Here is a 26,023-nt window from a genome sequence, read left to right as displayed (position 1 = left end):
ATGTGCTATTAATCATATATATTCAATATAAGATTCAATTACTTTGATTGGTATTTATCTATGTAATTTAATTTTTTTATTGTTTTCTAGTTGTGTTAACTAGTCTCATGTCAATCAAAGAAAAGTTATTTTTAGCTAAAGACAAAAGAAAAAAGGTTAAAACTAACGTAACAACGCTTGTTTTAACCTTTCGTCGATTTTTTTTAACACAAAAGTAATCTTAATCTTACTTTGTTTTTAGTTAATGTATTCAAAACCAGTGTACGGGATTAATACTTCAGGGATTTTTATTCCATCTTCGGTTTGATAGTTTTCTAAGATTCCAGCTAATACTCTAGGTAACGCAAGAGAACTTCCGTTTAAAGTGTGTGCCAGTTCGTTTTTACCATCACTGTTTTTAAATCGCAGTTTTAAACGGTTAGCTTGGAAGGTTTCAAAATTTGAAACACTTGAGATTTCTAACCAACGGTCTTGCGCAGTAGAAAATACTTCAAAGTCAAAAGTTAAAGCAGACGTAAACCCAGTATCACCACCACAAAGTCTTAATATTCTGAAAGGTAATTTTAGTTCGTTAAGTATTGCTTTAACATGATCAACCATACCGTCTAATGCTTTGTAAGAATTGTCAGGATGTTCTACGCGTAAAATTTCTACTTTATCAAATTGATGTAAACGATTTAATCCACGCACGTGTGCACCATAACTACCAGCTTCTACTCTAAAGCACGGTGTGTATGTTGTCAAACACTTAGGTAGGTCTTTTTCGTCTATTAAGTCATTTCTAAAAATGTTTGTAGCCGGTACTTCTCCTGTCGGAATTAAATATAAACTAGGCGTAACATTAGTTGCGTGATACATTTGTCCATCTTTATCTGGTAATTGACCAGTAGCAAAAGCTGATGCTTCATTAACTAAATGTGGTACTTGTACCTCTTGGTAACCCGCAGCGGTATTTTTGTCTAAAAAGTAAGCAATTAAAGCACGTTGTAGTCTAGCGCCTTTACCTTTGTAAACAGGAAAACCTGCACCAGCAATTTTGGTACCTAACTCAAAATCTATAATGTCATATTTTTTAGCCAATTCCCAGTGTGGTAATGCGCCATCATGTAATTTAGGGATCTCACCTTCAGAAAACACTTCTTCGTTATCTTCTTCGCTGTTACCCTTAGGTACAGACGCATGTGGGATATTTGGTATTTTGTAAAGTGCTTGGTTTAAAGCTTCGGCAGTCGTTGTTAACTGGTCGTTTAATTCCTTAGATTCTTCCTTAAAATCAGCTGTTTTACTTTTTAAAGCATTTGCTTTTTCGGCTTGACCGGATTTATATAAAATACCAATTTCTTTAGAGATAGCATTGGATTCTGCTAGTATTGCATCCAATTTAGTTTGCAAAGCACGACGGGCTTCATCTAAATTTATCACCTCTTCAATCATTGCAGTAGCATCAATATTTCTGACTGCAAGTCTATTGATTACTAAGTCTTTGTTTTCTCTAATAAATGGTACTTGTAACATGTTTTTTTGTTTTTTGGCGTTACCTAAAGGTCAGGCTTTCCGTTATATCTTTTTTTTGCCATTTATGGCAGCAAAAAAAAGGATGCCACTTCAATCCTTAACGCAGTCTATTGACTACAACTTTAAGCTGTAAAAGTAATAAGATTTTGGTTGCTTTAAAATAAATTATTTATCTAATTGAGACGGTAATATCCAATTGTTGTGTTTAAAGACTTCCCAACGGGCATTTGCCATGTCAACCTTAGGATTAATTAGTGTTTTAAACGGTCTGCCATTTACACTAGTTTTGGCAGTTACATAAACCTCAATATCTTGACCTTTGCTTTTATAATCCTGTTTTAAATGCTGTGCAAATTGCCAGATAACATCGGGTTTGGTGGCAATCATACGTTTTTGCTTTTTAGAAAGGTAGTTGTTTAGGTTTACAATGGTTGTTTTTTTTGTGTCTTTATCCACCACTTTAAAATTAGCATAGCCAGATTTTGATCTTAGCATCATGCGCCAAGATAATCTATGTCCTTCCTCTGTCCATAACACGTTATCTTCAATAAAATGATGTCTTATAGGTAGTACAATTTGAATCACAAAGTAAATAGTTGCTAATGTAACTAAATACGGTTTGTAGTTTAGTATTTTGATTTCTGCTTGATTGTAGTATTGTTTTCTTTTTAAAAAGATATTTTTGATTGTCTCTGAGTTAAAAAAGAACAATGAAAAGGCCAGTGCTAAGTATGGAAAAATACCAACGCCAAAGACTATTGAGTTAAATAAATGAAAAAATATTGAACCCCAAAAAGCAAATTTTCGTGTAGGTTTATAAAGTAGTAGCGGGATAATTAAACCATCATATAATATACCTCCGTAACCAACTAGATAAGTGAAAAATTGGTGTTGTAAAAGACTGCCAATAATTGGGTAGTCCATTTTACCTTTCATTAATTGTGCTGGCACGGTTAAATTAAGCCAGTCTGGATATAGCTTAGCAATAGCAGCGTAAGTGTACATTATAAAAAGCTGTATCACAAAAATCCATTTGCACCAACTAGGCATACTTATTTGTTTTATGCTAGGCTTTAGTTTGACATCTATAGACGCGTATTTGTTAGCAGGAAGACAGCACATTATAATGCTTAATAGGCATAGTAAATAATAATGATTGTTATAAGATGCTTTTTGCATTAGATAGGTGCTTGTCCACATAAGTGTAAAAGCAATTATACTAAGTCTGTATTTGTAACCTACCATTATTAGTAGTCCAAAAACACCCATTATAAAGTAGTAGGCATACATCCAATTACCCGGTAATGGCTGTAAAATATCTAAACCTATAAAGTTAAACGTGAATTTTGGATCTATTAAAGTGTATTTGACCCAGCCCGTAAATATGGCACCAACAGATTCTAGAAAACAAAGTAGTCCAAAAATAATTCTGAAAACTATTAATGCACTATTATCAATTTGTTTAAAAAGAAATCTATTTAGCATATTGGCTTAAAAAGGCTTTTGCCTTAATCTTATCTAAATCTAATTGTTTGGTTAATTCTTCTAAATTTTCGAATTTTTGTTCGTCTCTAAGACGCTCCAATAATTCGATGCTTATTTTTTTGCCATAAAGCGATTGGTCATAATTAAAAAAGTGTGTCTCGATAGTTTCTGACTGACCATTTACTGTTGGATTATTACCAATATTCATCATACCAAATTCAGTTTTGTCGTCAATTAAAGCTTTGACGACATAAACACCTTGTTTTGGTATTAGTTTGTAGGACTCTTCTATATTTAAATTAGCAGTAGGGTAGTGGATTGTTTTTCCTAAACCTTTACCTTTTATTATGGTTCCGGTTAGCATAAAATTATACCCTAAGTAAGTGTTGGCTGTTTTTATATCTCCTTCGAGTAATGCGCTTCTAATTTTTGTAGAGGATATGGCAACATCATTAATGTCTTGCATTGAAATTTCTTCAACTTCAAAGTTAAATTGCGTTCCAAATTGTTTTAAATCTTCAATATTTGCATTTCTGTTACGACCAAAATGATGGTCATAACCAATAATTACATATTTAGATTTTAGTTGATTTACCAATATATCTTCTACATAAACTTCAGCGGTTAATCTAGAGAAGTCTTTTGTAAACTTTTTAACCACTAGGTTAGTAATACCAAAACGTTTTAAAAGTTGCTCTTTTTCGCTTATTGTATTAATTAACTTAATGTTAGCGTCTTTTTGTAGCACCATTCTAGGATGCGGAAAAAACGTTAGTAGTGAGGGTTGTAAATCTTTTATGTTAGCAACTTCAACTAATCTTTTAATGATCTTTTGATGGCCTATATGTACACCGTCAAATGTGCCAATAGTTAGTACTGTATGTTGCTTTTGATTTGTTTTCAATGTGTAATTGTTATTCTACAAAAGTAAAAAAGCCAATTGAATAAAATCAATTGGCTTTTAAGTTATTTAAAATTAGTTTTTATTTTTTAATAAAAGGTAATGTAATAGTGTTACCTGCTTTAGATATTTTAATAAAGTACATTCCATTACTAAACGGAGTAGTATCGATAGTTAAGTCTTGAGCATTGTTAATTTGACTTTTAGTAATTAACTGTCCTAACATGTTGTATACCTGGTAAGCAGTAGGTAAATCACTGTTGTTTACCTTAATAGTTAAGGCAGAAACTGTAGGATTAGGATAAATTGAAATAGTACTTGCTAATTCAAAATCTCCGACAGATAAAGTAGATGAAAGACCAAAGTAATACGTTCCGGTTAATCCACTTGTAAATGTTGCAGTTAATTTAGAATCTGATCCAAAAGCAGTGATTGTTACTGGTTGTACTTCACTTGTTGTATCATTTTTAGCACTTATTGATGCTCTGTCTTGTCCAGTCATAGTTTCCCAGTTAGCAAGTTCTGCTTCTGTAAAATAGAAGCTTACAGTTGCTGTTCCAGTTACTGCATTTGTTGCTGTTACGTCAAACGTTTTAGCGGTTACAAATCCTGTAGCGTCAGTAGCACCGTTATAGCCTACTGCTGCAGCTCCTGCAGTTATAGCATCTCTTGATACAGCCACTGTAGTACAACCATAGTCATCACCACCTGTGTTATCAATATCTAACATGATGTTATTTGTAGTAGCATCTGTTGCGTAAGATTGTCCAACTCCAGTAAGATTAATTTGGTCTGCTGAAGTTGTATTTACTTCCGTTTGAACTAATGTCGTTACATCTGCTGTTACTGAGATATCATCTAAGAAAAAGACAAACTCATCGGCAGATATTACATGAATAGCCACGTATATATCTTGCCCATCATAACTTGATAGGTCATACGTATATTCTGTCCAAGTTAAAGGCGGTACAGTGTATGGCGCAGGGCTTATAGTTGTAAAACTTGAAGCGTTTGTGTTTGTAGTTGAAATTTCTACTTTAAAACGTTCTCCACCATTATAATTATCTGTTAGTGATTTTGCCCAAAATTTTAACTCACTATTCGTTCCGTTTAATGCAATTTGAGGAGTAATAGCGTAATCATCATTTACAGGTGTCCCGCTTACAGATCCTGTCGCGTTAAAGCAATAGTATCCTTTGCTTCCTGAGTGTGCATCCCAACCTGCGTTTGATACAGGTGTTGTTGCAGATGGATTAAAAACGATAAAAGACCCAGTATAAGATTCATTTGGAAAGTCAGATGCATCAGAAGAGTATGTTGAGTCTCCATCATTATCAATTAAAGTCCAACCTCCAACAGGTGTTATTGTAAAATCAGGATAAGTTTCAAACCCATCGCTAAAAAGTACTGCGTTACCTTCGTCTACTAAAACATTATCATCGTTTTCAATAGTGTAGGCATATATGTCATTTTCGGCTAATGCATCTCCTGTCGTGTTTACGTTAATTGATAATGTAATTGTTTCGTCATTTTCAATACTACTATCATTAAAAACTCTTAACGTTATTGGGTTACTTGGTGTAGTTGATCCAGTTGTAAATGTTACCGCGTTATTTAATAATGTAAAATCTACGTTTTCTGTTGCTGTACCAGAATTAGTCAATGAAGCTGTAGCATTAGCATTTGCAGGAATGTTCATACTTAGATCAATCATATAGTCTGTATAATTACAATCACTACCTTCTGCTACTTGACCAGGAGATATTGATCCTGGAGCAAAATTAATATACGGAGTTGTTGGCGAGTTACATGCATTTGAAGAGGTTAAAGAAGCTCTATTAGTTGCTGTAGCCAAAACTGCTTGGACTCTTGCTTTTTGATCTAAAGTAAAGGTATCCATACATGCATCTGTACTGTAGTCCATATAGTTTTCAACCATATCTAAACCAGGGTCTGATGGGCATGAGTCATTTCCAGTATTACAAATACTACCATTTGATGTGTCGCTTGCTACCGCAGGAGTGTCTGCGCAAAAATCTCCAGCATTGGCACCTGTGCCAGTACATCCCCCTTGAAAAGTATGTAGTAACCCTAAAAAGTGTCCCACTTCATGAGTCATTGTTCTTCCTAAATTAAAGTCTCCAGATATATTAACACCGGTAGCATCATTACTTCCAAAAGAATCGTGTCTAGATACTACTCCGTCGGTATTTGCAGCTCCTCCTGGAAATTGTGCATAACCCAAAAGACCTCCATTATTAAACTTTACTGACCACATATTCATATAAAGTGAAGCATCCCAAATACTACTTGGCTTTAAAGCTTCAACTTGGTTTACTAAATCATTAGTTATTTCGTTGGCAGTAGTCCCAGAACCTGTTAGTCCATTTTGACCAATGTTAATTCTGTTAATTCCACTTGTTGGGCTACCGTCAGGAGCCGTTTGAGCCATGCAGAATTGAACTTCTACATCGGCACCAATAGGGTTGGTGTTGTAACCTCTAGTTCCTAACATTCTTCTAAAATCTTCGTTTAACACTTCAATTTGAGATAAAACTTGTGCATCAGAGATGTTAGAGTTTACACCGATAGCTTCTCCGTTATTAAGGACGTGGACCACTACAGGGATTGTTAAAACAACCATTTGTTCAGCACTTCTTTGCTGACTTAATTCGTGTATTTTTGCTTTTAGTTTGTCTTCAAAAGCATCACTACCCATCATATTAGGGTTGCTTTTTAAATTTTCGGCATTTATTTCATCGGCATGACATCTAATAATGTCATCGGTATTAGACGAGATGTCTATTATTTTTTTTGATGTTTGAGCAGTGGATGTAAATGCGCACGCAAATAAAACAGTAAAAAAATAAAATGTAATTTTTTTCATTAAACGGGATTTTTGAATTTATGCGATGAAATTATGTAAATTTTTAGAAGTAGTCTGTTAAAATTGGTAAGTTATCTGTATTTTTTTAAAATTTTAACAGTAATTTTCTTGTTTTAGTAGGAAATTTTACACGCTGAGATTCTGAAATTGTATAATTCTAGTTTATTCTTGAAGAATTATAAAAAACAAAAATTATGGTATTGTATTTTTAGTTTGTTTTCCTTTAAAATTTAAAATAATCCTTACCAGCAGTTTTTTGCAAAATGGATATAAATAAGTTTGTTGTTAGGTCTTGTTTTTTAGTAGTTTGTATTTTTTTTTTGATGCATTTTCATCTGTATTTTTATCTAAGCATTTGCGATTGCAATTGGTTGATTTAAAAAGGAGCAATGGTTTATTTAAACTTTTTTTAGTAAAAGCGGCTATTTAATTATGCATGCATTAAAGTTGTTGTTAAATTTTTATTAATTAAACAATAGTTTCTTTAGATTTGAGTATTCAAAAATCTCTCACTTATGAAAACAAAAATACATTATGTTTTTTTACTAACTTTTTTGCTCTTTGCTAATATTGTTTTAGCTCAAGATGGAGTATGGTCAAAAACAACATTTAATGAGAATGCCACTGGTATTTCTCTAAAAAATTTAGACAAGGATAACTCTGAAATTTTTCAATTTAATATTCAAAATTTTAGACAACAATTATTAGGAGCGCCATTAAGAAGAACATCTCATGGAAAATCTAATACTATAGTTAGTTTTCCAAGTATTAATGGACAAAAGCAGGAATTTAGAGTTGTAGAAACTCAAATTTTCTCGTCCAATGATAATATTGCACAGCATCCTAATATTAAAACATATCTAGGTTCAAGAACTGATAATTCAGGAACTAGAGTAAGATTTAGTGTAACACCTTTGGGTTTGAAAGGGATGATTTCAGAGCCAGGTAAAGAAACTGTTTACATTCAACCTATTACTAAAGTGTCTAATGGGCAGTATATTATTTATAATAGAACGGCTCAATTAAATTCTTCTGAAACATTTGAGTGTTTAACAGAGGATGTCGATATTTCTAAAAGAATTATTAGCAGCGAGGTGTCTCGCGATGCTAATGACCAATTATTAAGGACTTTTAGAATGGCAATGTCAGTAACTCAGGAGTATACTTCTTTTTGGGATGATGGAAATGCAGCAAATGGAGATGCTAGAGCAGATGCATTGGCCCAAATGATTTCTACTTTAGATAGAAATAATGAAGTTTTTGAAGTTGACATGGCTATTACATTTGTTTTAGTTGATACTGCGGATGACCCTGCGTTGGATTTAATTTATTCTACAGCAGTTCCAGATCCTTATGGGAGTAACTTAAACTCAGATTTACAATCTAATTTAACAGCAACTGTAGGAGAAACTGATTATGATATAGGTCATCTTTTGACTTTTGCAGCAAATAATGGTAATGCAGGATGTATAGGTTGTGTTTGTCAGAGTGGTAAGGGGAGTGGTTTTTCAGCTCACCAATTTACGGATAATGATGGAGGCCCTTTTATGGCTGATTTTTTTGATATTGACTATGTACCGCATGAAATTGGTCACCAAATGGGAGCAAATCATACATGGTCAAATAGTTCTGAAGGAACAGGAGTAAATGCAGAACCAGGTAGTGGAACAACTATTATGGGGTATGCAGGTATTACCGGAGGTAATGATGTGCAGGATCATAGTGATCCTTATTTTCACTATTACAGTATTACTCAAATTTTGGATAATGTAACGACTGCTCCTAATAATTGTGCAGTAACTACTGCTATTACTAATAATCCTCCAGTTGCAGATGCTGGTGCAGATTATACGATCCCAATGGGTACAGCTTTTATTTTAAAAGGAGCTGCTACAGATGCTGATGCTACTGATACTTTAACGTATACTTGGGAGCAAACAGATGACGGGGTAACATCGTTTACAAATTTTGCGCCTACAAAAACAACAGGAGCAGTTTGGAGGTCAAGACCGCCAAGTACATCTCCTAACAGATATATGCCAATTTTAAGCAGAGTTTTAGATGGACAGTTGACTGAGTCTAATCCAGTAGAAACTGTAGATAATACTTCTTGGGAAACTGTTTCAACCGTAGGAAGAAATTTAAATTTTGCATTAACTGTAAGGGATCGATCTGAAGGTGGTGGTGTTGGCCAAATGCCTCAAACAGATTTTGATGAAATGTTAGTAACAGTCGATGGTGCCTCTGGGCCTTTTGCTGTCACTTCTCAAACTACAAATGTTACTTGGGATGCAGGTTCGACTCAAATAGTAAATTGGGATGTTTCGGGAACAGATGGAGGAGCTGTAAATACGCCTACAGTTAATATTTTATTATCTACGGATGGTGGATTAACATTTCCTTTGACTATTGCATCCAATGTGCCTAATGATGGATCTCATGATGTTGTTGTGCCAATTGGAGCAGTGACTTCTATGGCAAGAGTAATAGTAGAAGGGAATAATAATATATTTTATGCTGTTAACTCAACTAATTTTACAATTCAAGAGTCTGAGTTTGTTGTTAGTGTAACAAATCCAGAAATGGATGTTTGTGAACCGGCAAATGCAGTTTATAACTTTACATACAATACATTTTTAGGTTTTACTGGTACTACTAATTTTTCAGTATTAGGTTTGCCTGCAGGAGCATCTGCAGTTATTAGTCCTGCATCTGCTACTGCTGATGGAACAACAGGTACTGTAACGGTATCTGGGACAGGATCATTACTTATTGGTTCTTATCCTTTTTCTTTAGAAGCTGTATCTGGTACGATTACTAAATCAGTGCCATTAACGCTTAATGTGTATAATGGTACTTTAGCAAGTGTTGTTTTGGCATCACCTTTAGATGGAGCTATAGATGTTGCTTCTGATGTAGAATTGTCTTGGGATTTAGATCCTAATGCAGTAGATTATTTAGTTGAAATAGCAACAGATGCTAGTTTTGGAACTATTTTAGAGTCTGCAACAATACAAACAAATATGTATACAGCGTCAATGTTAGATGTAAATACTGATTATTTTTGGAGAGTAACTAGTTCTAATCAGTGTGCTTCTTCCAATCCATCAGCGGTATTTACTTTTAAAACTGCTAATTTGACTTGTGGAATATATACGGATAATGTAGCACAAAATATCTCTGCAAGTGGAGCAGGAAATACGGTTGTTTCTACTGTCAATATCCCTGAAGATTTTCCAATTACAGATGTTAATGTAACTGTTGATATTACACATACGTGGTCTGCTGATTTAGATATAACTTTAACTAGTCCAAATGGGACAGTGGTTGAGTTAACGTCGGATAATGGAAGTAGTGGAGATAACTATACAGGTACTATTTTTGATCAAGAGGGAACTGATGGATTAATTACAGCAGGTGCTGCTCCGTTTACAGGTAGTTTTATTCCGGAAGGAGATTTATCTACTTTATATGGTGAGATGTCTGCTGGAGACTGGGTGTTAACTATTGTTGATGATGCTAATTTTGACGGAGGTACTTTCAATAGTTTTGATTTAGAAGTTTGTGTAATGCGTACGTTATCAGCATCAGATTTTAATACTTCAATCTCAGATTTTACAGTATATCCTAACCCAAACAATGGGTCCTTTAATGTTAAGTTAAATAGCATTTCATCTAAAAATGTTGTTTTAGCGGTTTATGATATTAGAGGAAGAAGTGTATTTTATAAAACATACGAAAGTTCTCCTACTTTTAACGAAACAGTTAACTTAGAAAATGTACAATCAGGAATGTACATGCTACAAGTTAGTGATGGGGTTAATAAACAAACTAAAAAAGTTATTGTCAAGTAGTAGTAATACAATTATTAAATAAAAAAAAGGAAGCTATTTAGCTTCCTTTTTTTTATTTACCATTATATGTATTCATGGTATTATTTATTCCTGCTGTTCCAAATGATTTTACAACCTCTGCTGATTTTTCTAAGCGTTCTGGTAGTTTTTTGTTTTCTTCATCCTCCCATTCGCCTAAAACATAATCAACTTGTCTTCCTGTGCTAAAGGCATCACTAATTCCGAATCTAAACCTATTGTATTTACTAGTGTTTAATTTTTCTTGTGTGTCTTTTAGTCCATTGTGACCACCATCACTTCCTTTGGTCTTTATTCTTAAACTTCCAAAAGGTAGATTTAAATCGTCGGTAATGACTAATAAGTTTTCTAAAGGAATCTTTTCTTTAGTCATCCAGTATAGGATTGATTTCCCGCTTAAATTCATGTATGTGCTAGGCTTAAGGAGTATAAACGTACGTCCTTTAAATCTAAAAGTAGCAACATCACCTAGTTTTTGAGTTTCAAAGGTTGTGCTTTCTTTTTCAGCTAAAAAATCTAAGACCTTAAAACCAATATTGTGACGCGTATTTTCGTACTTAGCACCAATATTTCCTAGGCCAACAATTAAGAATTTTTTCATAGGATCTTGTTCTTCAATGGTGTTTGATATTTTTTTTGTTTTAAAGCGTGTAATAATCCAATCAAACATGATACTTTTTTTGTAAAAATAAAAAAGCATCCTGAATTAACAGAATGCTTTTTTTAAATATTTAACTAAAGATGTTATTCTTGAGTCGCTTCTGGTGCATCTGCTCCTTCTGCTTCTCCTTCATCATCATCTTCGTCTACTGTAATAGCAGCTCTAGAACGTCTTACTAAACATACAACAGTGTTGTCTGGGTGCATGAAAGTGTAGTCTTCGTTTACTAAAGAAGTAATATAAAGTTTATTACCAATTTTAAGATCTTCGATGTTTGCATCGATAAAATCAGGTAAATTTCCTGGTACCGCTTTAACTCTTAAGCTACGTTTGTTTTTACGTAAAACACCACCATTTCTAACTCCACGAGGGTTTCCAATGTAGTTAAGTGGAATGTCCATTGTTACTTCTTTATCTGCAAATGTTTGGTAGAAATCTACGTGTAAGATTCTATCTGTTACAGGGTGAAATTGGATATCTTGTAAGATAGCGTCAAATTTCTCACCACTTTCTAACTCAATAACAACTGTATGCGCATTTGGTGTGTATACAAGTTTTGAGAAGGCTAATTCTGGTGCAGAGAAATGCACTTGGTTGTCTCCTCCGTATAATACGCAAGGAACCTGACCAGCATTACGTAAGGCTTTTGTTACTTTCTTGCCCACGCTTTCTCTTTTGGATCCGTTGATTGTAATTGATTTCATTTGTGTTTATTTATATTTAATTATTTGTATTCTTTTTTTTGAGCTCGTTTTTACATTAAAAACTTAGAGCTAATAGACTTATTATAATGTACATTTTGCATTACTTCAGCAAATAAATCTGCACAACTTAATACTTTTATTTTTTTACTTTCTTGTCTAAGTGGAATGGAATCCGTTACTATCAGTTCTTCTAATTTTGAATTTTCTATACGATTGTATGCATCCCCTGATAAAATTGGATGTGTACAGATTGCTCTTACGCTAAGGGCGCCACGTTCCATCATTAAATCGGCAGCTTTTGTCAATGTTCCGGCTGTATCTACCATATCATCAACTAATACCACGTTTTTCCCTGTTACATCTCCAATTAACTCCATGTGAGAAATAACATTAGCTTTAGCACGTTGCTTGTAGCATATTACAACATCACTTTGTAGCGCTTTTGAATAAGCATAAGCACGTTTTGATCCTCCCATATCTGGAGAAGCAATGGTTAAGTTGTCAAGATTTAACTCTTTTAAATAGGGTAAGAAAATTGTTGAAGCAAATAAATGGTCTACTGGTTTCTCGAAAAAACCTTGTATTTGATCAGCATGTAAATCCATTGTTACAATTCTAGTTGCACCAGCTGTTTCCAACATTTTAGCTACTAATTTAGCAGCAATTGGTACTCTAGGTTTGTCTTTACGATCTTGTCTAGCCCAACCAAAATAAGGTAATACTGCAGTGATGTGTCTTGCTGACGCACGTTTTGCAGCATCAATCATTAACAACATTTCCATCAAATTTTCAGAACTAGGATTTGTTGATCCTATAATAAAAATACGTGTTCCTCTAATAGATTCTTCGTAAGATGGTTGAAATTCACCATCGCTATAAGTAGAGGTAATTACTTTACCTAAATCAGTTCCGTAAGCAGCTGCAATTTTCTCTGCTAAAGCTTTACTTTGCGTAATTGAAAATATTTTAGCTTCGGGCTTTGTATTCGGCATTGTTAATCTGTTGTTGTGTAGGTTTTTAGCCTGCGTGATTTTTAATAAGGTGCAAATTTACTATAATTTTTCAGCTTTAAAAGATATTAGACGCTATTTTTAAAGGATTTGTCTAAAATATATTTATTTTTGCCAAATCAAATTCAGATTGCTCAAGTGGCGGAATTGGTAGACGCGTCGGATTCAAAATCCGATTCTTCGGAGTGCGGGTTCGATTCCCGCCTTGAGTACTAAGTAAAACCTTCAGCTTTATAAGTTGAAGGTTTTTTATTTTTAGAACTGCTTATTTTGAAGAATCTCTAATAACTATATCTGTTTCTACAGTCTCAATACTAGTTGTAGTGATATTGTTTTGAAGTTTGTTAATTAAAAGGGTAGCTGCTTTTTCTCCTATAATTTCACCGTGCTGACTAATAGTAGTAAGTCTTGGATTGGAGTGTCTTGCTAAAATACCGTTTGAAAAGGCTAAGATGGAAAGGTCTTCTGGTATTTTTATTCCTTTTTCTTGAGCTATTTTCATAGCTGCAATCGCAACAGATTCGTTTGAGGCTATTAAGGCATCAAATGTGTGATCAAACAATGGTCTTACAACTGCATCATGATTTCTGTAATACATCTCATGAGTAGTAATTATAATGTCTTTGTCTTCTTCTATATTGTTGTTCTTTAATCCTGCTAAATACCCTTCATGACGTAGTTTTCCAACACTTAAATCCATGTTTGCGCCAGCAAAAGCTATTTTTTTACTGCCTTTGTTTTTAAAATAGTTTACAGCATTTACAGAAGCCATAAAATCGTTAGTAATAACTTTGTCACAATTAATGTCTTCTACAACACGGTCAAACATGACTAACGGAATTTCTTTTTCGATGCAAGAATTAAAATGTTGATACTCTTTTTGAGCTTCTGTTTCTTCAGCAACAGATAAAATAAATCCGTCTACAACACCTGTAGACAACATCTGTATTGTTTCAATTTCTTTTTGAAGAGACTCGTTAGATATACAGGTTATTATTTTATATCCTTTTTGTGTAGCTACTTTTTCTATTCCTTTTAATACTTGTGCAAAGTAATAGTTAAGCATGTTTGGGATAATTATCCCAATAGTTTTTGTGCGTTGGTTTTTTAAACTTAACGCGTTAAAATTTGGTGTGTAGTTTATTTCTTTGGCGTAAGCTTTAATTTCTTCAGATGTAGCTTTACTTATTTCAGGACTGTCGTTTAGTGCTTTAGAAACGGTAGAAATTGAAACACTAAAATGAATAGCGATATCTTTTAAAGTAATTTTTTTCATAGCTTGTATTATAAATAAACTTCTAACAATTGGCAATAGTCGGAAGATAATAAAATGTTTTCAATAGCAGCGGGAAGTAATATGGTTTCGCCTCTTTTTAGACTAAATACATTATTATTCCACTGTAATGTCGTGCTTCCGTCTACACAGATGTATATTACAAAAGAATCTAAAGTTGAATAATCTTTTTGTAAATCACCTTCTACTTGTATAAAATTAGTTTTAAAGTAAGGCGAATGTATTAACGTGTTAGATTTGTTAGGTGCTTTGCTATAGGTTGTTTTATAGTTTTCGTGTACTTCAAAATCAATAACATGTTTTGCTAGCTCTGTATGAAGCTCTCTTTTTAGTCCAGTAGCTTCTTCTATTCTGTCGTAATCATAAATACGGTAGGTTATATCTGATGTTTGCTGTATTTCTGCCAATAATACACCTGCTCCAATAGCGTGTACGTAACCAGTTGGAATGTAAAAAGCGTCTCCTTTTTTTACAACTTCGTTATGCATTACATTTAAGAGTGTGTTGTTTTCTAGGCTTGATTCAAATTGATTTAAAGTAATTTGTTCTTTAAAGCCAACAATTAATTCTGCTTCTTTTTCAGCTTGCATGACATACCACATTTCATTTTTTCCAAACGAATTATGGCGTTCTATTGCTATTTCGTTACTTGGGTGTACTTGAATAGAAAGCGGTGTTTTTGCGTCAATAAACTTAATTAGTAATGGAAAGTCGTTGCCAAAAGTATTGTAAACTGATGTGCCTAAAAAGGCGCCTTTATATTTTTTTATTAATTGTTTTAATGTAAAACCTTTTAATTCGCCCTCTAAAACTTCGTTTTCGTCATTTTTAACATCAGAGATTTCCCAAGATTCACCAATGTTTTCTTCGGTAAAGCTTTTGCCTAATTCTGTTCTCAGTTTGTTGCCACCCCAAATTTTATATTTGTAAAGCGGTTTAAATTTTAGTGGGTATAATGTCATTGATTGCGTAATAGTCTGGGTCAAATTTACCAAACTATCAGTATATTTTATAGTTTTTTAGCAAATCCTTTTTTTTATGGTGTTATAATCACAGAATTTGGAAAGCATTTTTGTTTTTATGTATCTTTACAGCAACCCTAAAACTCAATGTTTATGCTCCAAGACTTTTGGCTACACGTACAATACGGTATTAATCACGTGCTAGATATTAATGCTTATGATCACGTTTTATTTTTAATAGTTTTAGCTGTTCCGTATTTGTTTAGAGATTGGAAACGAGTGCTTTGGCTGGTTACTATGTTTACTGTTGGTCATACTATTTCGTTAGTGTTGGCTAGTTATGGAATGGTTAAAATTGATGGTAATTTAATAGAGTTTTTAATACCTGTTACCATCATGATTGTGGCTATATATAATGTGTTTACAGCAGGAAAACAGTCCAAAAGTCAAAAAATGGGTCTGTTATTTGTTTCTACTCTGTTTTTTGGATTGGTCCATGGATTTGGATTTGCTAGAGAGTTTAGGATGAGTTTAGATAAAGGAGACAGTAAGTTATTAAGGCTTTTTGAGTTTGCTTTAGGTATTGAAATTGCTCAAATTATTATTGTGTTTGTAATTCTGTTTTTGGGATACATTTTTCAAACCGTATTTAGATTTTCTAAACGTGATTGGGTAATGGTTATATCTGCAATAGTTATTGGTCTTGTTATCCCGATGCTTTTAAATAGCCCTATGCTAGACTAGTTTTCATTAAAGTTTTCATAAAACTTATTGTTTAGAATTGTAATTGAAATATGAAGCGAGTATCTTCGTTAGTATTCAAACACGTCTTTGTGCGCGTTTTCATTTGTATATTACCAAATTATGTCAAAACAAAAACAACTTAAATACGATAAAGCTTATCTTAGAATTGCTACAGAATGGGGAAAATTATCTTCATGTAAACGTAAGCAAGTAGGAGCCTTAATAGTTAAAGACCGAATGATAATTTCAGATGGTTACAACGGTACGCCAAGTGGTTTTGAAAACTATTGTGAAGATGACGAAGGTTATACAAAATGGTATGTTTTACATGCGGAAGCTAATGCTATTTTAAAAGTAGCATCTTCTACCCAATCTTGTAAAGGGGCGACGTTATATATAACCATGTCGCCTTGTAAAGAGTGTAGTAAGTTAATACACCAAGCAGGAATTATTCGTGTGGTTTACAATCAAGGATATAAAGACGATTCTGGGCTTAAATTTTTAGAAAAGGCTGGTATCGATTTGCAATTAATAGAACAATTAGAAGAATAATGTCTAAAGCCAAAATATATTTTCCTTTAATAATAGGTGTTGCAATTGCGGCAGGTATTTTTATTGGCGGAAAACTAAATTTTGGAGATACATCAGATAAGTTATTTACTGCTAATAGTAAAAAGGATAAGCTTAATAGGCTTATTGATTATATAGACTATGAGTATGTAGAAGATGTTAATACGGATAGCATCGTAGATGTTACGGTAAATGGTATTCTAAATAACTTAGATCCGCATTCTGTTTATATTCCTAAAGAAGACATGCAGAAAGTTACCGAAAACATGAAAGGTAATTTTGTTGGTATTGGTATAAACTTCTACACCTTTAAAGATACAATTACAGTCATTAAAACGATCGAGAATGGTCCTAGTGCTAAAGCGGGAATTGTTGGTGGTGATAGGATTGTGTCTGCTAATGGAGAGTCGCTTTTAGGTGGTGGTTATGATAATGATACCTTAGTAGATAAGTTAAAAGGGGAGCGGTATTCTAATTTAATATTAGAGGTCTTTAGAAAAGGAACGCCAGACCTATTGTCGTTTGACGTCACAAGGGATGAGGTGTCTATTAAAAGTGTTGATGCTGCTTACATGTTAACGGAAACATTAGGTTATATAAAAATAAACCGTTTTGCAGAAAGTACTTATAAAGAGTTTAGTAAAGCATTAAAAAATTTAAAGAAGCAAGGTGCTACTGGTTTAGCTTTAGATTTAAGAGGAAACCCAGGTGGTTTCTTAGAGATTGCAGTAAGTATTGTAGATGAGTTTTTGGAAGATGACAAACTTGTGGTCTATACTAGAAATAAAAAAGGAAAAGAAGATAGGAGTTACGCAACAAGTAGAGGCGAGTTTGAGGAAGGTCATGTTTATGTTATGATTGACGAGAACTCTGCTTCTGCATCCGAGATTATTGCTGGTGCTTTACAAGATAACGATAAAGGGACTATTGTTGGAAGACGATCTTATGGTAAAGGTTTAGTGCAACGCGAAATGAAATTAGGTGATGGTAGTGCGGTCCGTTTAACGGTTTCAAAGTATTATACACCAACAGGTCGGTCAATCCAACGTTCTTATGAAAACGGGAACAGAGATTATTACGATGATTTTGCAGATCGTTTAAATAGAGGGGAGCTTTTAGATGAAAAGAAAATAGAGGTAGCAGACTCATTAAAATTTAAAACACCTAAAGGAAACATTGTATATGGAGGCGGTGGTATAATACCAGATGTATTTGTGCCTTACGATACTAGCATGCAAAACGAAACCCTTACGTTTTTAGAAAAAAGAGGGTATTTAAATAATTTTATTTTTGAACAGTTGGATAAAGATAGAGCTACCTATGCAGCTATTTCTAAATCAGATTTTTTCGAGAACTTTACAATTAGTGATACTATGGTGCATGCTTTAGAGGATTATTTAAAACTAAAAACACGATCAAATATTGTTTTTGTAGCTTATAAAGAAGAGGTTAAACACTACTTAAAAGCTACTTTAGCAGAACAGTTATTTGGTTTTGGTGCTTACTTTAAAATTTTAAACAAGCATGATATTATGATAGATAAAGTCATTGATTTAAATCAAACGTCTAGTAACTAGGCTTTATCATGCACTTTAGTGTGCTTTCCATTATTCCATAACGTTAAAATATCCGTAGCAACATGTGCACCGCTTCCTGAAGCGATAGCAAACTGACTTCTCCAACCCGCCAATGTGCCAGCAACATATAAATTGTCTTTGATTAGGTGGTCTGTGTTCTCTAACCAGATTCTATCTTTTTCAATAGCGGCTTTTGGATGTGGTTTAATGTAGTTTTCTAAACCTTTAATGTTTAGTAGATTGGTGTAGCCAACTGCAATTACAACACGTTTTGCGGTGTAAGTTGTTTTGTTGGTTATAATGCTAAAAGCATGTTCGGATTCAGTTATTTGTTCTACTTTTTCTTTATCGATTTGTACAACTTGTGGGTATAAATTTGCTAATTGTTGCGCACCTTCCTCAAGTATGTCTTTACCTAAACTACCAGGTTGTAAACCTAAAACATTATTGAATAAAGCATTTTGTAGATGCGATGTTTTTTGATGCATAACAATAGCAACCGTTTTGCCTTCCGCAAAGGGTTTGCTTAAACCAGAGCCTAAAACTAAAGCACAAGATAAGCCTGCGGCACCGCCACCTATTATTATAGTATCAAATTGCATTAGCCTTTGGTTTTTGCTTCTATTTTTTTAGAAACACGTAAAATTTGTACTAAAGCAATAGCGCAAAGCGAAGCTAAAATGGTAATCATAGCAACAATACTTTCGCCTTGAAATAAAGCAGAAAAATCAAGTTTGCCAGCGTTGTAAATTATTAACGCAATAGCTAAAATAGTTGTGATATAGGTAAATAGTTTCATTGAAAAAATTTTTACAAAAATACAATAATTACGGATTAAGCTAATAGTATTTTGATGTTATCAGTAAACAACTTGACTGCTATGGCTAATAAAATCACTCCAAATACTTTTCTAATTATGTTTATCCCATTTTGTCCAATAAAGCGTTCTATACGTCTTGAAGTTTTTAATACAATGTAAATAACAATAACGTTTAAAATAACCGCTATTATAATGTTTTTTATGTCGTATTCTGCGCGTAATGATAATAGGGTTGTTAAGCTTCCTGGTCCTGCAATCAGAGGGAATGCCAAAGGAAACACAGAAGCTGTTATAGGATTTGTGTCTTCTTCTTTATATAAGGTTATACCTAAAATCATTTCTAAAGCAATAAAGAATAAAATAAAGGATCCTGCTACCGCAAAAGAGCTCACGTTAATACCAATTAGATTTAGGATACTTTTTCCTAAAAATAGAAATGCAATTAGGATAACTCCAGCTATAATTGCTGCTTTTTCACTTTGAATATGTCCAACTTTTTTACGTAAATCTATGATAATCGGGATGTTTCCAACAATATCGATTACTGCAAATAGCACCATAAAGACCGTGAATATTTCTTTAAAATTGATAGGCATGATTTTATAATTTAAATTATCCTGAAATTTTCGGCAAAAATAGTGGTAATTCATTGAAATACAATAGTAAACTAACTAGAAGTTTTACTTTTTAGATAAACACCTTATACTTTAATTAGATATTTTATATTTGCTAAAAAAACAATTAAGACGTAATTATGTTTCAATTAGGTAAAACAATAGTGTCTGAGTCTATAATCGAAAATGATTTTGTGTGTAACCTGTCTGCTTGTAAAGGGGCATGTTGTGTAGAAGGGGATGCGGGAGCACCTTTGAGCGAAGAAGAAGCACGGATTTTAAAAGAAATTTATCCTAAGGTTAAGCCGTATTTACGTGAAGAAGGTATTGCGTCTATTGAGGCTCAAGGAACATCAATAATTACTGGTTTTGGAGATCTTGAAACACCTCTAGTTGGTGGTGCAGAATGTGCTTATGTTACTTTTGATGACAAAAAAACAGCGATGTGCGGTATTGAACAAGCCTATAATGCTGGTGAAGTAGAGTGGAAGAAGCCTGTGTCATGTCATTTATACCCGATTAGAGTTAAGGATTATACTGAGTTTTCTGCCGTAAATTATGATAAATGGGATATTTGTGATGATGCCTGTTCTTTAGGTAAGGAGTTGCAAGTGCCAGTTTATAAATTTGTAAAAGAAGCTTTGGTAAGAAAATTTGGTGAAGATTGGTATACTGAATTAGAGAAAGTGGCAAGTAAAATGTCAAGATAATAATAGAACTCTTTTCTTTATTGTTTTTTGTAAAAATCAGAGCTGCTTATTGTTCGATTTGATGTCTAATTCTTGTTTTGTAAAGCAAATCTGACACGCTAATTGATGTCAATTATTTTCTCAAATAATAATTGTGTTTGTTAAGGCTGTTAATCAATAAATATTTTACGATTAAATTCATAAAAAACAATCATTTTAATATTTTTAGGAGGGTCAAAACGACGCTTTTTTAGATTTTGTTTTTGTGTATTTTGTTGACTTTCAGTGTTGTGATCGCTTGTTTTTTCTGTAAAAAGTTGTTTCTATTTAAGCGTCAGTATATTGCGGATTTCTGAAAATTATCATGAAAAAGGAGTTATAAAGTAGTGATTTTTTTTGTTATTTCAGACTTTTTTCGGTTTAATTTTCGGAATAAAAACTTATTAAAAACTAAATAATTCCGCAACATCAGTAACAGCCACTTGTAGCCCCACATTTCAACAATCAATGTTAAAAACTTTGAGAAAATTTAGCACAAACCACCTTTTAAAATCATAGATTATTTCCAATCTTTGTTAGTCCCAAGTCAAGGCAGATAATCGCAATTTAAAATCACAGAAAAACCCAATACAATGTCGCAAGAAATAGAGCCAATTTTAGCAGAAAACAAAGATAGATTCGTTATTTTCCCTATTCAACATCATGATTTATGGGAATGGTATAAAAAATCTATGGCTAGCATTTGGACAGCAGAGGAGATTGATTTACATCAAGACATTACGGATTGGACAGAAAAATTAACTGACGACGAGCGTTACTTTATCAAACACGTGTTAGCATTTTTTGCTGCTAGTGATGGGATTGTTAACGAAAATTTAGCTGAAAACTTTGTAAACGAAGTACAGTATAGTGAAGCAAAATTCTTTTATGGTTTCCAAATTATGATGGAAAACATACACAGTGAAACGTATTCATTATTAATTGATACATATGTTAAAGACGAAACTGAGAAAAATGGTTTATTTAACGCTATTGAAACGTTTCCAGCTATTAAGAAAAAAGCAGATTGGGCACTTAAATGGATTGATTCTCCAAGTTTTGCAGAACGTTTAATTGCGTTTGCAGCAGTAGAAGGGATTTTCTTTTCAGGTTCGTTTTGTGCTATATTTTGGTTGAAAAAACGTGGTATTATGCCAGGTTTAACGTTTTCTAACGAATTGATTTCTCGTGACGAAGGAATGCATTGTGATTTTGCAGTACACCTTCATGAAAATCATTTAGTTAATAAAGTACCAAAAGAACGTATTAAAGAAATTATAGTAGATGCCTTAAACATTGAAAGAGAATTTATAACAGAATCTCTTCCTGTAAGTTTAATTGGTATGAATTCTAAATTAATGACTCAGTATCTTGAGTTTGTAACCGATAGTTTATTAGATGACTTAGGTTGCGATAAGGTATATAATACCGCTAATCCATTTGACTTTATGGAAATGATATCACTACAAGGTAAAACTAACTTTTTTGAAAAAAGAGTGGGAGATTACCAAAAAGCTGGTGTTATGAACAAAGAAGTTGATGAGGATAAATACAATATGGATTTCGATTTTTAATATCGACGTCAAATCGTAAATAATTTTATTTGGAGACATAAATAATATAGGCATTACGTATGTAAGGCTAAGTACTAATTTTTGCTCCAATGCTAGGAATATAATTAATCACTAAACAAGTAGGTTGCTGGAATACAGCTTATTGTAAGTTTAGGTTAGGATGTTAACCCCTTTTCTGAAAGGCGAATCAGGAAAGCATTAAAAAATGTGTAAAGTATGTATGTAATTAAAAGAGACGGAAGAAAAGAACAAATAATGTTCGACAAAATTACTGCCAGAGTGCGTAAGTTGTGCTATGGCTTAAACGAACTTGTAGATCCACTAAAAGTGGCCATGCGTGTAATTGAAGGATTATATGATGGTGTAACTACTAGTGAGTTAGATAATTTAGCTGCAGAGGTTGCAGCAACAATGACGACGTCTCACCCAGATTATGCACGTTTAGCTGCTCGTATATCAGTATCTAACTTACACAAAAACACTAAAAAGACATTTAGTGAAGTAATGCATGATTTGTATGTATACGTAAACCCAAGAACAGGTAAGGAAGCTCCTTTATTATCTGATGAGGTGTACAAAGTTATCATGGATAATAAAGAAAAATTAGACTCAACAATTATCTATAATCGTGATTTTAGTTATGATTATTTTGGGTTTAAAACTTTAGAGCGTTCATACTTATTAAAACTTAATGGACAAATTGCCGAAAGACCACAGCATATGTTAATGCGTGTCTCTATCGGAATCCATTTAAACGATTTAGATTCAGCTATCGAAACATACGAGCTGATGTCTAAAAAATTCTTTACACACGCAACGCCAACACTTTTCAATTCCGGAACGCCAAAACCACAAATGTCTTCATGCTTTTTATTAGCAATGCAAGACGATAGTATTGATGGTATATATGACACATTAAAACAAACTGCTAAAATATCGCAATCTGCAGGAGGTATTGGATTATCTATCCATAATGTACGTGCTACAGGTAGTTATATTGCAGGAACAAATGGTACTAGTAACGGTATTGTGCCTATGTTAAAGGTTTTTAATGATACAGCACGTTACGTAGATCAAGGTGGTGGAAAACGTAAAGGAAGTTTTGCAATGTATATCGAACCTTGGCATGCTGATATTTTTAGCTTTTTAGATTTAAAGAAAAATACAGGAGCAGAAGAGTTACGTGCACGTGATTTATTTTACGCAATGTGGATGCCTGATTTATTTATGGCTCGTGTGCAAGACAATGCAGAGTGGACGTTAATGTGTCCAAATGAATGTCCTGGATTATCTGATGTGCATAGTGAAGAGTTTGAAGCATTATATACTAAGTATGAAGCAGAAGGAAAAGGACGAAAGTCTATAAAAGCACGTGAGCTTTGGGAGAAAATTTTAGAGTCTCAAATCGAAACAGGAACACCTTACATGTTGTATAAAGATGCAGCAAACCGTAAGTCAAACCAGAAAAATTTAGGGACTATTAAGTCGTCTAACTTATGTACGGAAATTATGGAGTATACTTCTAAAGATGAAGTTGCTGTTTGTAATCTAGCGTCTATAGCGTTACCAATGTTTATTAAAAATGGAGAATTTGACCATAAAGAGTTATTCCGTATTACTAAGCGTGTCACTAAAAACTTAAACAGAGTAATTGATCGTAATTACTACCCTGTTAAAGAAGCAGAAAACTCTAACTTCCGTCATAGACCAGTTGGTTTAGGTGTGCAAGGATTAGCAGATGCATTTATTAAATTGCGTATGCCTTTTACTAGTGATGAAGCAAAAGCATTAAATCAAGATATTTTTGAAACACTTTACTATGCTGCATTAACAGCTAGTATGGAAGAAGCAAAAGTAGACGGACCATACCAAACGTATGAAGGATCTCCAATAAGTCAAGGACAATTCCAACATAACTTATGGAATATTCAAGAAGATACTTTAAGCGGTCGTTGGGACTGGGATAAATTAAGAAAAGATGTTAAAAAACATGGTGTACGTAACTCGTTATTAGTTGCGCCAATGCCAACAGCATCTACAAGTCAAATATTAGGTAATAACGAGTGTTTTGAGCCTTACACGTCTAACATTTATACGCGTCGTGTATTATCAGGAGAGTTTATTGTAGTAAATAAGCATTTATTAGAAGATTTAGTAGACTTAGGATTATGGAATGATGATCTTAAAAACGAAATCATGAGAGCTAACGGTTCTGTTCAAGATGTAGATATTATTCCTCAAGACATAAAGGATTTATACAAAACAGTTTGGGAGTTAAGCATGAAAGACATTATTGATATGTCTAGACAACGTGGTTATTTTATAGATCAATCACAATCGCTTAACTTATTCTTAGAAGGTGCAACTATGGCTAAACTAACATCTATGCATTTTTACGCATGGAAAAGTGGTTTAAAAACAGGAATGTACTACTTAAGATCTAAGAGTGCAGTGGACGCTAAGAAAATGACAGTTACTAAACAAAAGAAAGCTGAGCCAGTAGAAGTTAAAGCTACGATTGAGGTTGCGAATAATGATGGTGTTGCACAAAAGCAGCAAGCAGCAGCAGATGCAGCAGCTAAATTTGCAAATACTTCTAGTGTTAAAGGAGAAGCAATGTCGCCGGAAGAAATGAAAGCATTAATTGCTCAGGCTAAAGAAGCAGAAGGTGATGATTGCCTTATGTGTGGGTCTTAAAAAGAATAGATAAGATTGCTGAGCTTATCTAAATTAAAGTGTTATAATCTAAAAAAGCATCCAGAAATGGATGCTTTTTTTATTTGAAAACTACAATATTATAGTATCTTTCTATTTCAAAACTAACCCTTAATGGAAGCTCCTAAAATTATCACATCCGCATTAGAATGCAATAACTGCGATTCGGTTATACGAGAAGAAGATTCATTTTGTGAAGAATGTGGGTATCCAATAAAAGGAACAGAACAGGATGTTGCTAAGTTTTATGCTAAACGCGTGATGAATAAGCGTAAAAACAATAATGCAGCTGAAAAAATAAAATCAGCTAGAAATACGCTGTATGTTATAGCGGGTATTGTTCTTGTTTTTGGCTTGTTTTTATACTTTCAAGATAGTGATGTTGGTGCCTTACTTATAAATGTTATTGTCGGTTTTATTTATGTAATATTAGGATCGTGGTCCAACAGAAAACCTTTAGTAGCGCTACTTTTAGGTTTGCTATTATATTTAACTGTTATAGTTATATCAGCTATTGCTGATCCGTTAACATTGGTTGCAGGTATAATTTGGAAAGTCTTAATTATTGTGTTTTTAGCTAAAGGAATCTATTCTGCGTCTTCAATAACCAAATCAGCTTAATGGAGTTATCTTGTAAGCATTGTCATGCAGCTTTTGAAACTGAAGTAAAATTCTGTTCTCAATGCGGAACCGCTGTTGGTAAAATGACAACCACAACAAAAATTAAAAATGTAAATACTATTATTGGCTTTTATATAGCAATGTTGGTATTTATCGTATTAGTGTATTATGTAGAGCTCACATTTCCGTTTAATCTAGAAGCTGATATTCTTGTCGAAATTGGTTTTGCTTGCATCGTCGTTGGTTTTGCTTCTTTAAATTTAAAACCGCTTTTAAAGCTGTATAGTTTTGATAATGTGAATTTAAAACTGATTGGGTTTTCAATCATAACGCCCATTATTACTAGTTTTTTTGTTTACTTTTTTATCGAATTTGTTAATTACCTATTTTCTGCAGGAGATGTTGCAAACTATTATGAGAGTTACTTATACTTAGATCACCCTTTATTCTGGGCGATATTATTTACAGCTATTACACCTCCAATTATTGAAGAATTGGCTTTTAGAGGTGTTCTTTTTAATCAATTAAAACAAGTTACTACGGACAAGTTAACCATTGTTGCAACTGCCTTTTTATTTGCTTTAATACATTTTTCTGTGCTATCCTTTCTTTGGATTTTCCCTTTTGGTTTATTGCTAGGGTATTTAAGAAGTCGATACAATACACTGTGGTTAGGAATGATTATTCATTTTTTACACAACTTGATTGTTTTGATGCTAGATTACTATAATTTTTATTCGTTTTGAAACAAAAAAAGCACCCATTTATG

The 26,023-nt window shown here is 33.2% G+C and carries 21 protein-coding genes and 1 tRNA gene; 10 read left to right on the top strand and 12 right to left on the bottom strand.

The genetic code is table 11. The features are described 5' to 3' along the window. Positions 1–237: 237 nt before the first annotated feature. The 4 genes from serS to BMZ09_RS05325 form a co-directional block, all read right to left on the bottom strand. Positions 238–1,515, bottom strand: a complete 1,278-nt coding sequence (gene serS / locus BMZ09_RS05340) for a serine--tRNA ligase (protein ID WP_090838206.1) — start codon at positions 1,513–1,515, stop codon at positions 238–240. 165 nt (positions 1,516–1,680) lie between these two features. Continuing rightward, positions 1,681–3,000: an HTTM domain-containing protein gene (locus BMZ09_RS05335; protein ID WP_090838204.1), complete on the bottom strand. Its 1,320-nt coding sequence runs from the start codon at positions 2,998–3,000 to the stop codon at positions 1,681–1,683. Then, positions 2,990–3,904, bottom strand: a complete 915-nt coding sequence (locus tag BMZ09_RS05330; protein ID WP_090838202.1) for a bifunctional riboflavin kinase/FAD synthetase — start codon at positions 3,902–3,904, stop codon at positions 2,990–2,992. Before BMZ09_RS05330 ends, BMZ09_RS05335 begins: the two co-directional genes overlap by 11 nt. Positions 3,905–3,983: 79 nt before the next feature. Continuing rightward, a complete protein-coding gene (locus BMZ09_RS05325; RefSeq protein WP_090838199.1) occupies positions 3,984–6,788 on the bottom strand; it encodes a T9SS-dependent choice-of-anchor J family protein in 2,805 nt (934 codons plus the stop codon). A gap of 515 nt (positions 6,789–7,303) precedes the next feature. Between BMZ09_RS05325 and BMZ09_RS05320 the strand changes: the two genes are divergently transcribed. Beyond that, positions 7,304–10,642 (top strand): zinc-dependent metalloprotease, encoded by a 3,339-nt coding sequence (locus BMZ09_RS05320; RefSeq protein WP_090838197.1) that lies wholly within the window; start codon positions 7,304–7,306, stop codon positions 10,640–10,642. 52 nt (positions 10,643–10,694) lie between these two features. Here BMZ09_RS05320 and pth read toward each other — a convergent pair whose 3' ends face one another. The 3 genes from pth to BMZ09_RS05305 form a co-directional block, all read right to left on the bottom strand. Next, a complete protein-coding gene (gene pth, locus BMZ09_RS05315; RefSeq protein ID WP_245741091.1) occupies positions 10,695–11,261 on the bottom strand; it encodes an aminoacyl-tRNA hydrolase in 567 nt (188 codons plus the stop codon). Between the two features lie 143 nt (positions 11,262–11,404). Beyond that, complete coding sequence (locus BMZ09_RS05310) at positions 11,405–12,025, bottom strand: 50S ribosomal protein L25/general stress protein Ctc (protein ID WP_090838194.1); 621 nt, start codon at positions 12,023–12,025, stop codon at positions 11,405–11,407. A 50-nt stretch (positions 12,026–12,075) separates the two neighbouring features. Continuing rightward, a complete protein-coding gene (locus BMZ09_RS05305) occupies positions 12,076–13,017 on the bottom strand; it encodes a ribose-phosphate pyrophosphokinase (protein WP_090838193.1) in 942 nt (313 codons plus the stop codon). Between the two features lie 150 nt (positions 13,018–13,167). Here BMZ09_RS05305 and BMZ09_RS05300 point away from each other — a divergent pair. Continuing rightward, positions 13,168–13,247: transfer RNA gene (locus BMZ09_RS05300), tRNA-Leu, on the top strand. A gap of 53 nt (positions 13,248–13,300) precedes the next feature. On the opposite strand, the gene BMZ09_RS05295 is transcribed toward BMZ09_RS05300, so the two are convergent. Both BMZ09_RS05295 and BMZ09_RS05290 read right to left on the bottom strand, forming a co-directional pair. Next, the gene (locus tag BMZ09_RS05295) at positions 13,301–14,311 is read right to left on the bottom strand and encodes a LacI family DNA-binding transcriptional regulator (protein WP_090838344.1); all 1,011 of its coding nucleotides are present in this window, start codon (positions 14,309–14,311) and stop codon (positions 13,301–13,303) included. Positions 14,312–14,319: 8 nt separating this feature from the next. After that, a complete protein-coding gene (locus tag BMZ09_RS05290) occupies positions 14,320–15,291 on the bottom strand; it encodes a type I phosphomannose isomerase catalytic subunit (RefSeq protein ID WP_090838192.1) in 972 nt (323 codons plus the stop codon). A 153-nt stretch (positions 15,292–15,444) separates the two neighbouring features. Between BMZ09_RS05290 and BMZ09_RS05285 the strand changes: the two genes are divergently transcribed. The 3 genes from BMZ09_RS05285 (at position 15,445) to BMZ09_RS05275 (ending at position 18,182) form a co-directional block, all read left to right on the top strand. Further along, positions 15,445–16,035, top strand: a complete 591-nt coding sequence (locus BMZ09_RS05285) for a HupE/UreJ family protein (protein WP_090838342.1) — start codon at positions 15,445–15,447, stop codon at positions 16,033–16,035. A 120-nt stretch (positions 16,036–16,155) separates the two neighbouring features. Then, complete coding sequence (locus tag BMZ09_RS05280; RefSeq protein WP_090838190.1) at positions 16,156–16,587, top strand: deoxycytidylate deaminase; 432 nt, start codon at positions 16,156–16,158, stop codon at positions 16,585–16,587. Next, on the top strand, positions 16,587–18,182 hold the full coding sequence (locus BMZ09_RS05275) for a S41 family peptidase (protein ID WP_090838188.1): 1,596 nt from the start codon (positions 16,587–16,589) through the stop codon (positions 18,180–18,182). Before BMZ09_RS05280 ends, BMZ09_RS05275 begins: the two co-directional genes overlap by 1 nt. Here BMZ09_RS05275 and BMZ09_RS05270 read toward each other — a convergent pair. Genes BMZ09_RS05270 through BMZ09_RS05260 form a run of 3 tightly spaced genes read right to left on the bottom strand, consistent with a single transcriptional unit; the run spans position 18,179 to position 19,598 of the window. Beyond that, positions 18,179–18,784 (bottom strand): FAD-dependent oxidoreductase, encoded by a 606-nt coding sequence (locus BMZ09_RS05270; protein WP_090838186.1) that lies wholly within the window; start codon positions 18,782–18,784, stop codon positions 18,179–18,181. The two genes, BMZ09_RS05275 and BMZ09_RS05270, sit on opposite strands and share 4 nt — an antisense overlap. After that, a complete protein-coding gene (locus BMZ09_RS05265; protein WP_090838184.1) occupies positions 18,784–18,981 on the bottom strand; it encodes a hypothetical protein in 198 nt (65 codons plus the stop codon). The genes BMZ09_RS05270 and BMZ09_RS05265 overlap by 1 nt, the downstream gene beginning before the upstream one ends. Positions 18,982–19,016: 35 nt before the next feature. Further along, positions 19,017–19,598: a MarC family protein gene (locus BMZ09_RS05260; protein WP_090838182.1), complete on the bottom strand. Its 582-nt coding sequence runs from the start codon at positions 19,596–19,598 to the stop codon at positions 19,017–19,019. A gap of 158 nt (positions 19,599–19,756) precedes the next feature. On the opposite strand from BMZ09_RS05260, the gene BMZ09_RS05255 reads away from it, so the two are divergent. From BMZ09_RS05255 to BMZ09_RS05235, 5 genes are all read left to right on the top strand, one after another. Beyond that, positions 19,757–20,326 (top strand): DUF3109 family protein, encoded by a 570-nt coding sequence (locus BMZ09_RS05255; protein ID WP_090838180.1) that lies wholly within the window; start codon positions 19,757–19,759, stop codon positions 20,324–20,326. A 611-nt stretch (positions 20,327–20,937) separates the two neighbouring features. After that, positions 20,938–21,918 carry a ribonucleotide-diphosphate reductase subunit beta gene (locus BMZ09_RS05250; RefSeq protein ID WP_090838178.1) on the top strand — a complete coding sequence of 327 codons (981 nt, stop codon included), beginning with the start codon at positions 20,938–20,940 and terminating at the stop codon, positions 21,916–21,918. A 216-nt stretch (positions 21,919–22,134) separates the two neighbouring features. After that, positions 22,135–24,615: a ribonucleoside-diphosphate reductase subunit alpha gene (locus BMZ09_RS05245; RefSeq protein ID WP_090838176.1), complete on the top strand. Its 2,481-nt coding sequence runs from the start codon at positions 22,135–22,137 to the stop codon at positions 24,613–24,615. Between the two features lie 132 nt (positions 24,616–24,747). Beyond that, the gene (locus tag BMZ09_RS05240) at positions 24,748–25,254 is read left to right on the top strand and encodes a zinc ribbon domain-containing protein (RefSeq protein WP_090838174.1); all 507 of its coding nucleotides are present in this window, start codon (positions 24,748–24,750) and stop codon (positions 25,252–25,254) included. Continuing rightward, complete coding sequence (locus BMZ09_RS05235) at positions 25,254–26,000, top strand: CPBP family intramembrane glutamic endopeptidase (RefSeq protein ID WP_090838172.1); 747 nt, start codon at positions 25,254–25,256, stop codon at positions 25,998–26,000. Before BMZ09_RS05240 ends, BMZ09_RS05235 begins: the two co-directional genes overlap by 1 nt. Positions 26,001–26,023: the final 23 nt, after the last annotated feature.

This window comes from Olleya namhaensis, from assembly GCF_900114005.1.
In the GTDB taxonomy this organism is placed as follows: Bacteria; Bacteroidota; Bacteroidia; order Flavobacteriales; family Flavobacteriaceae; genus Olleya; species Olleya namhaensis.
This window is presented reverse-complemented; position numbering and strand designations above follow the sequence as displayed.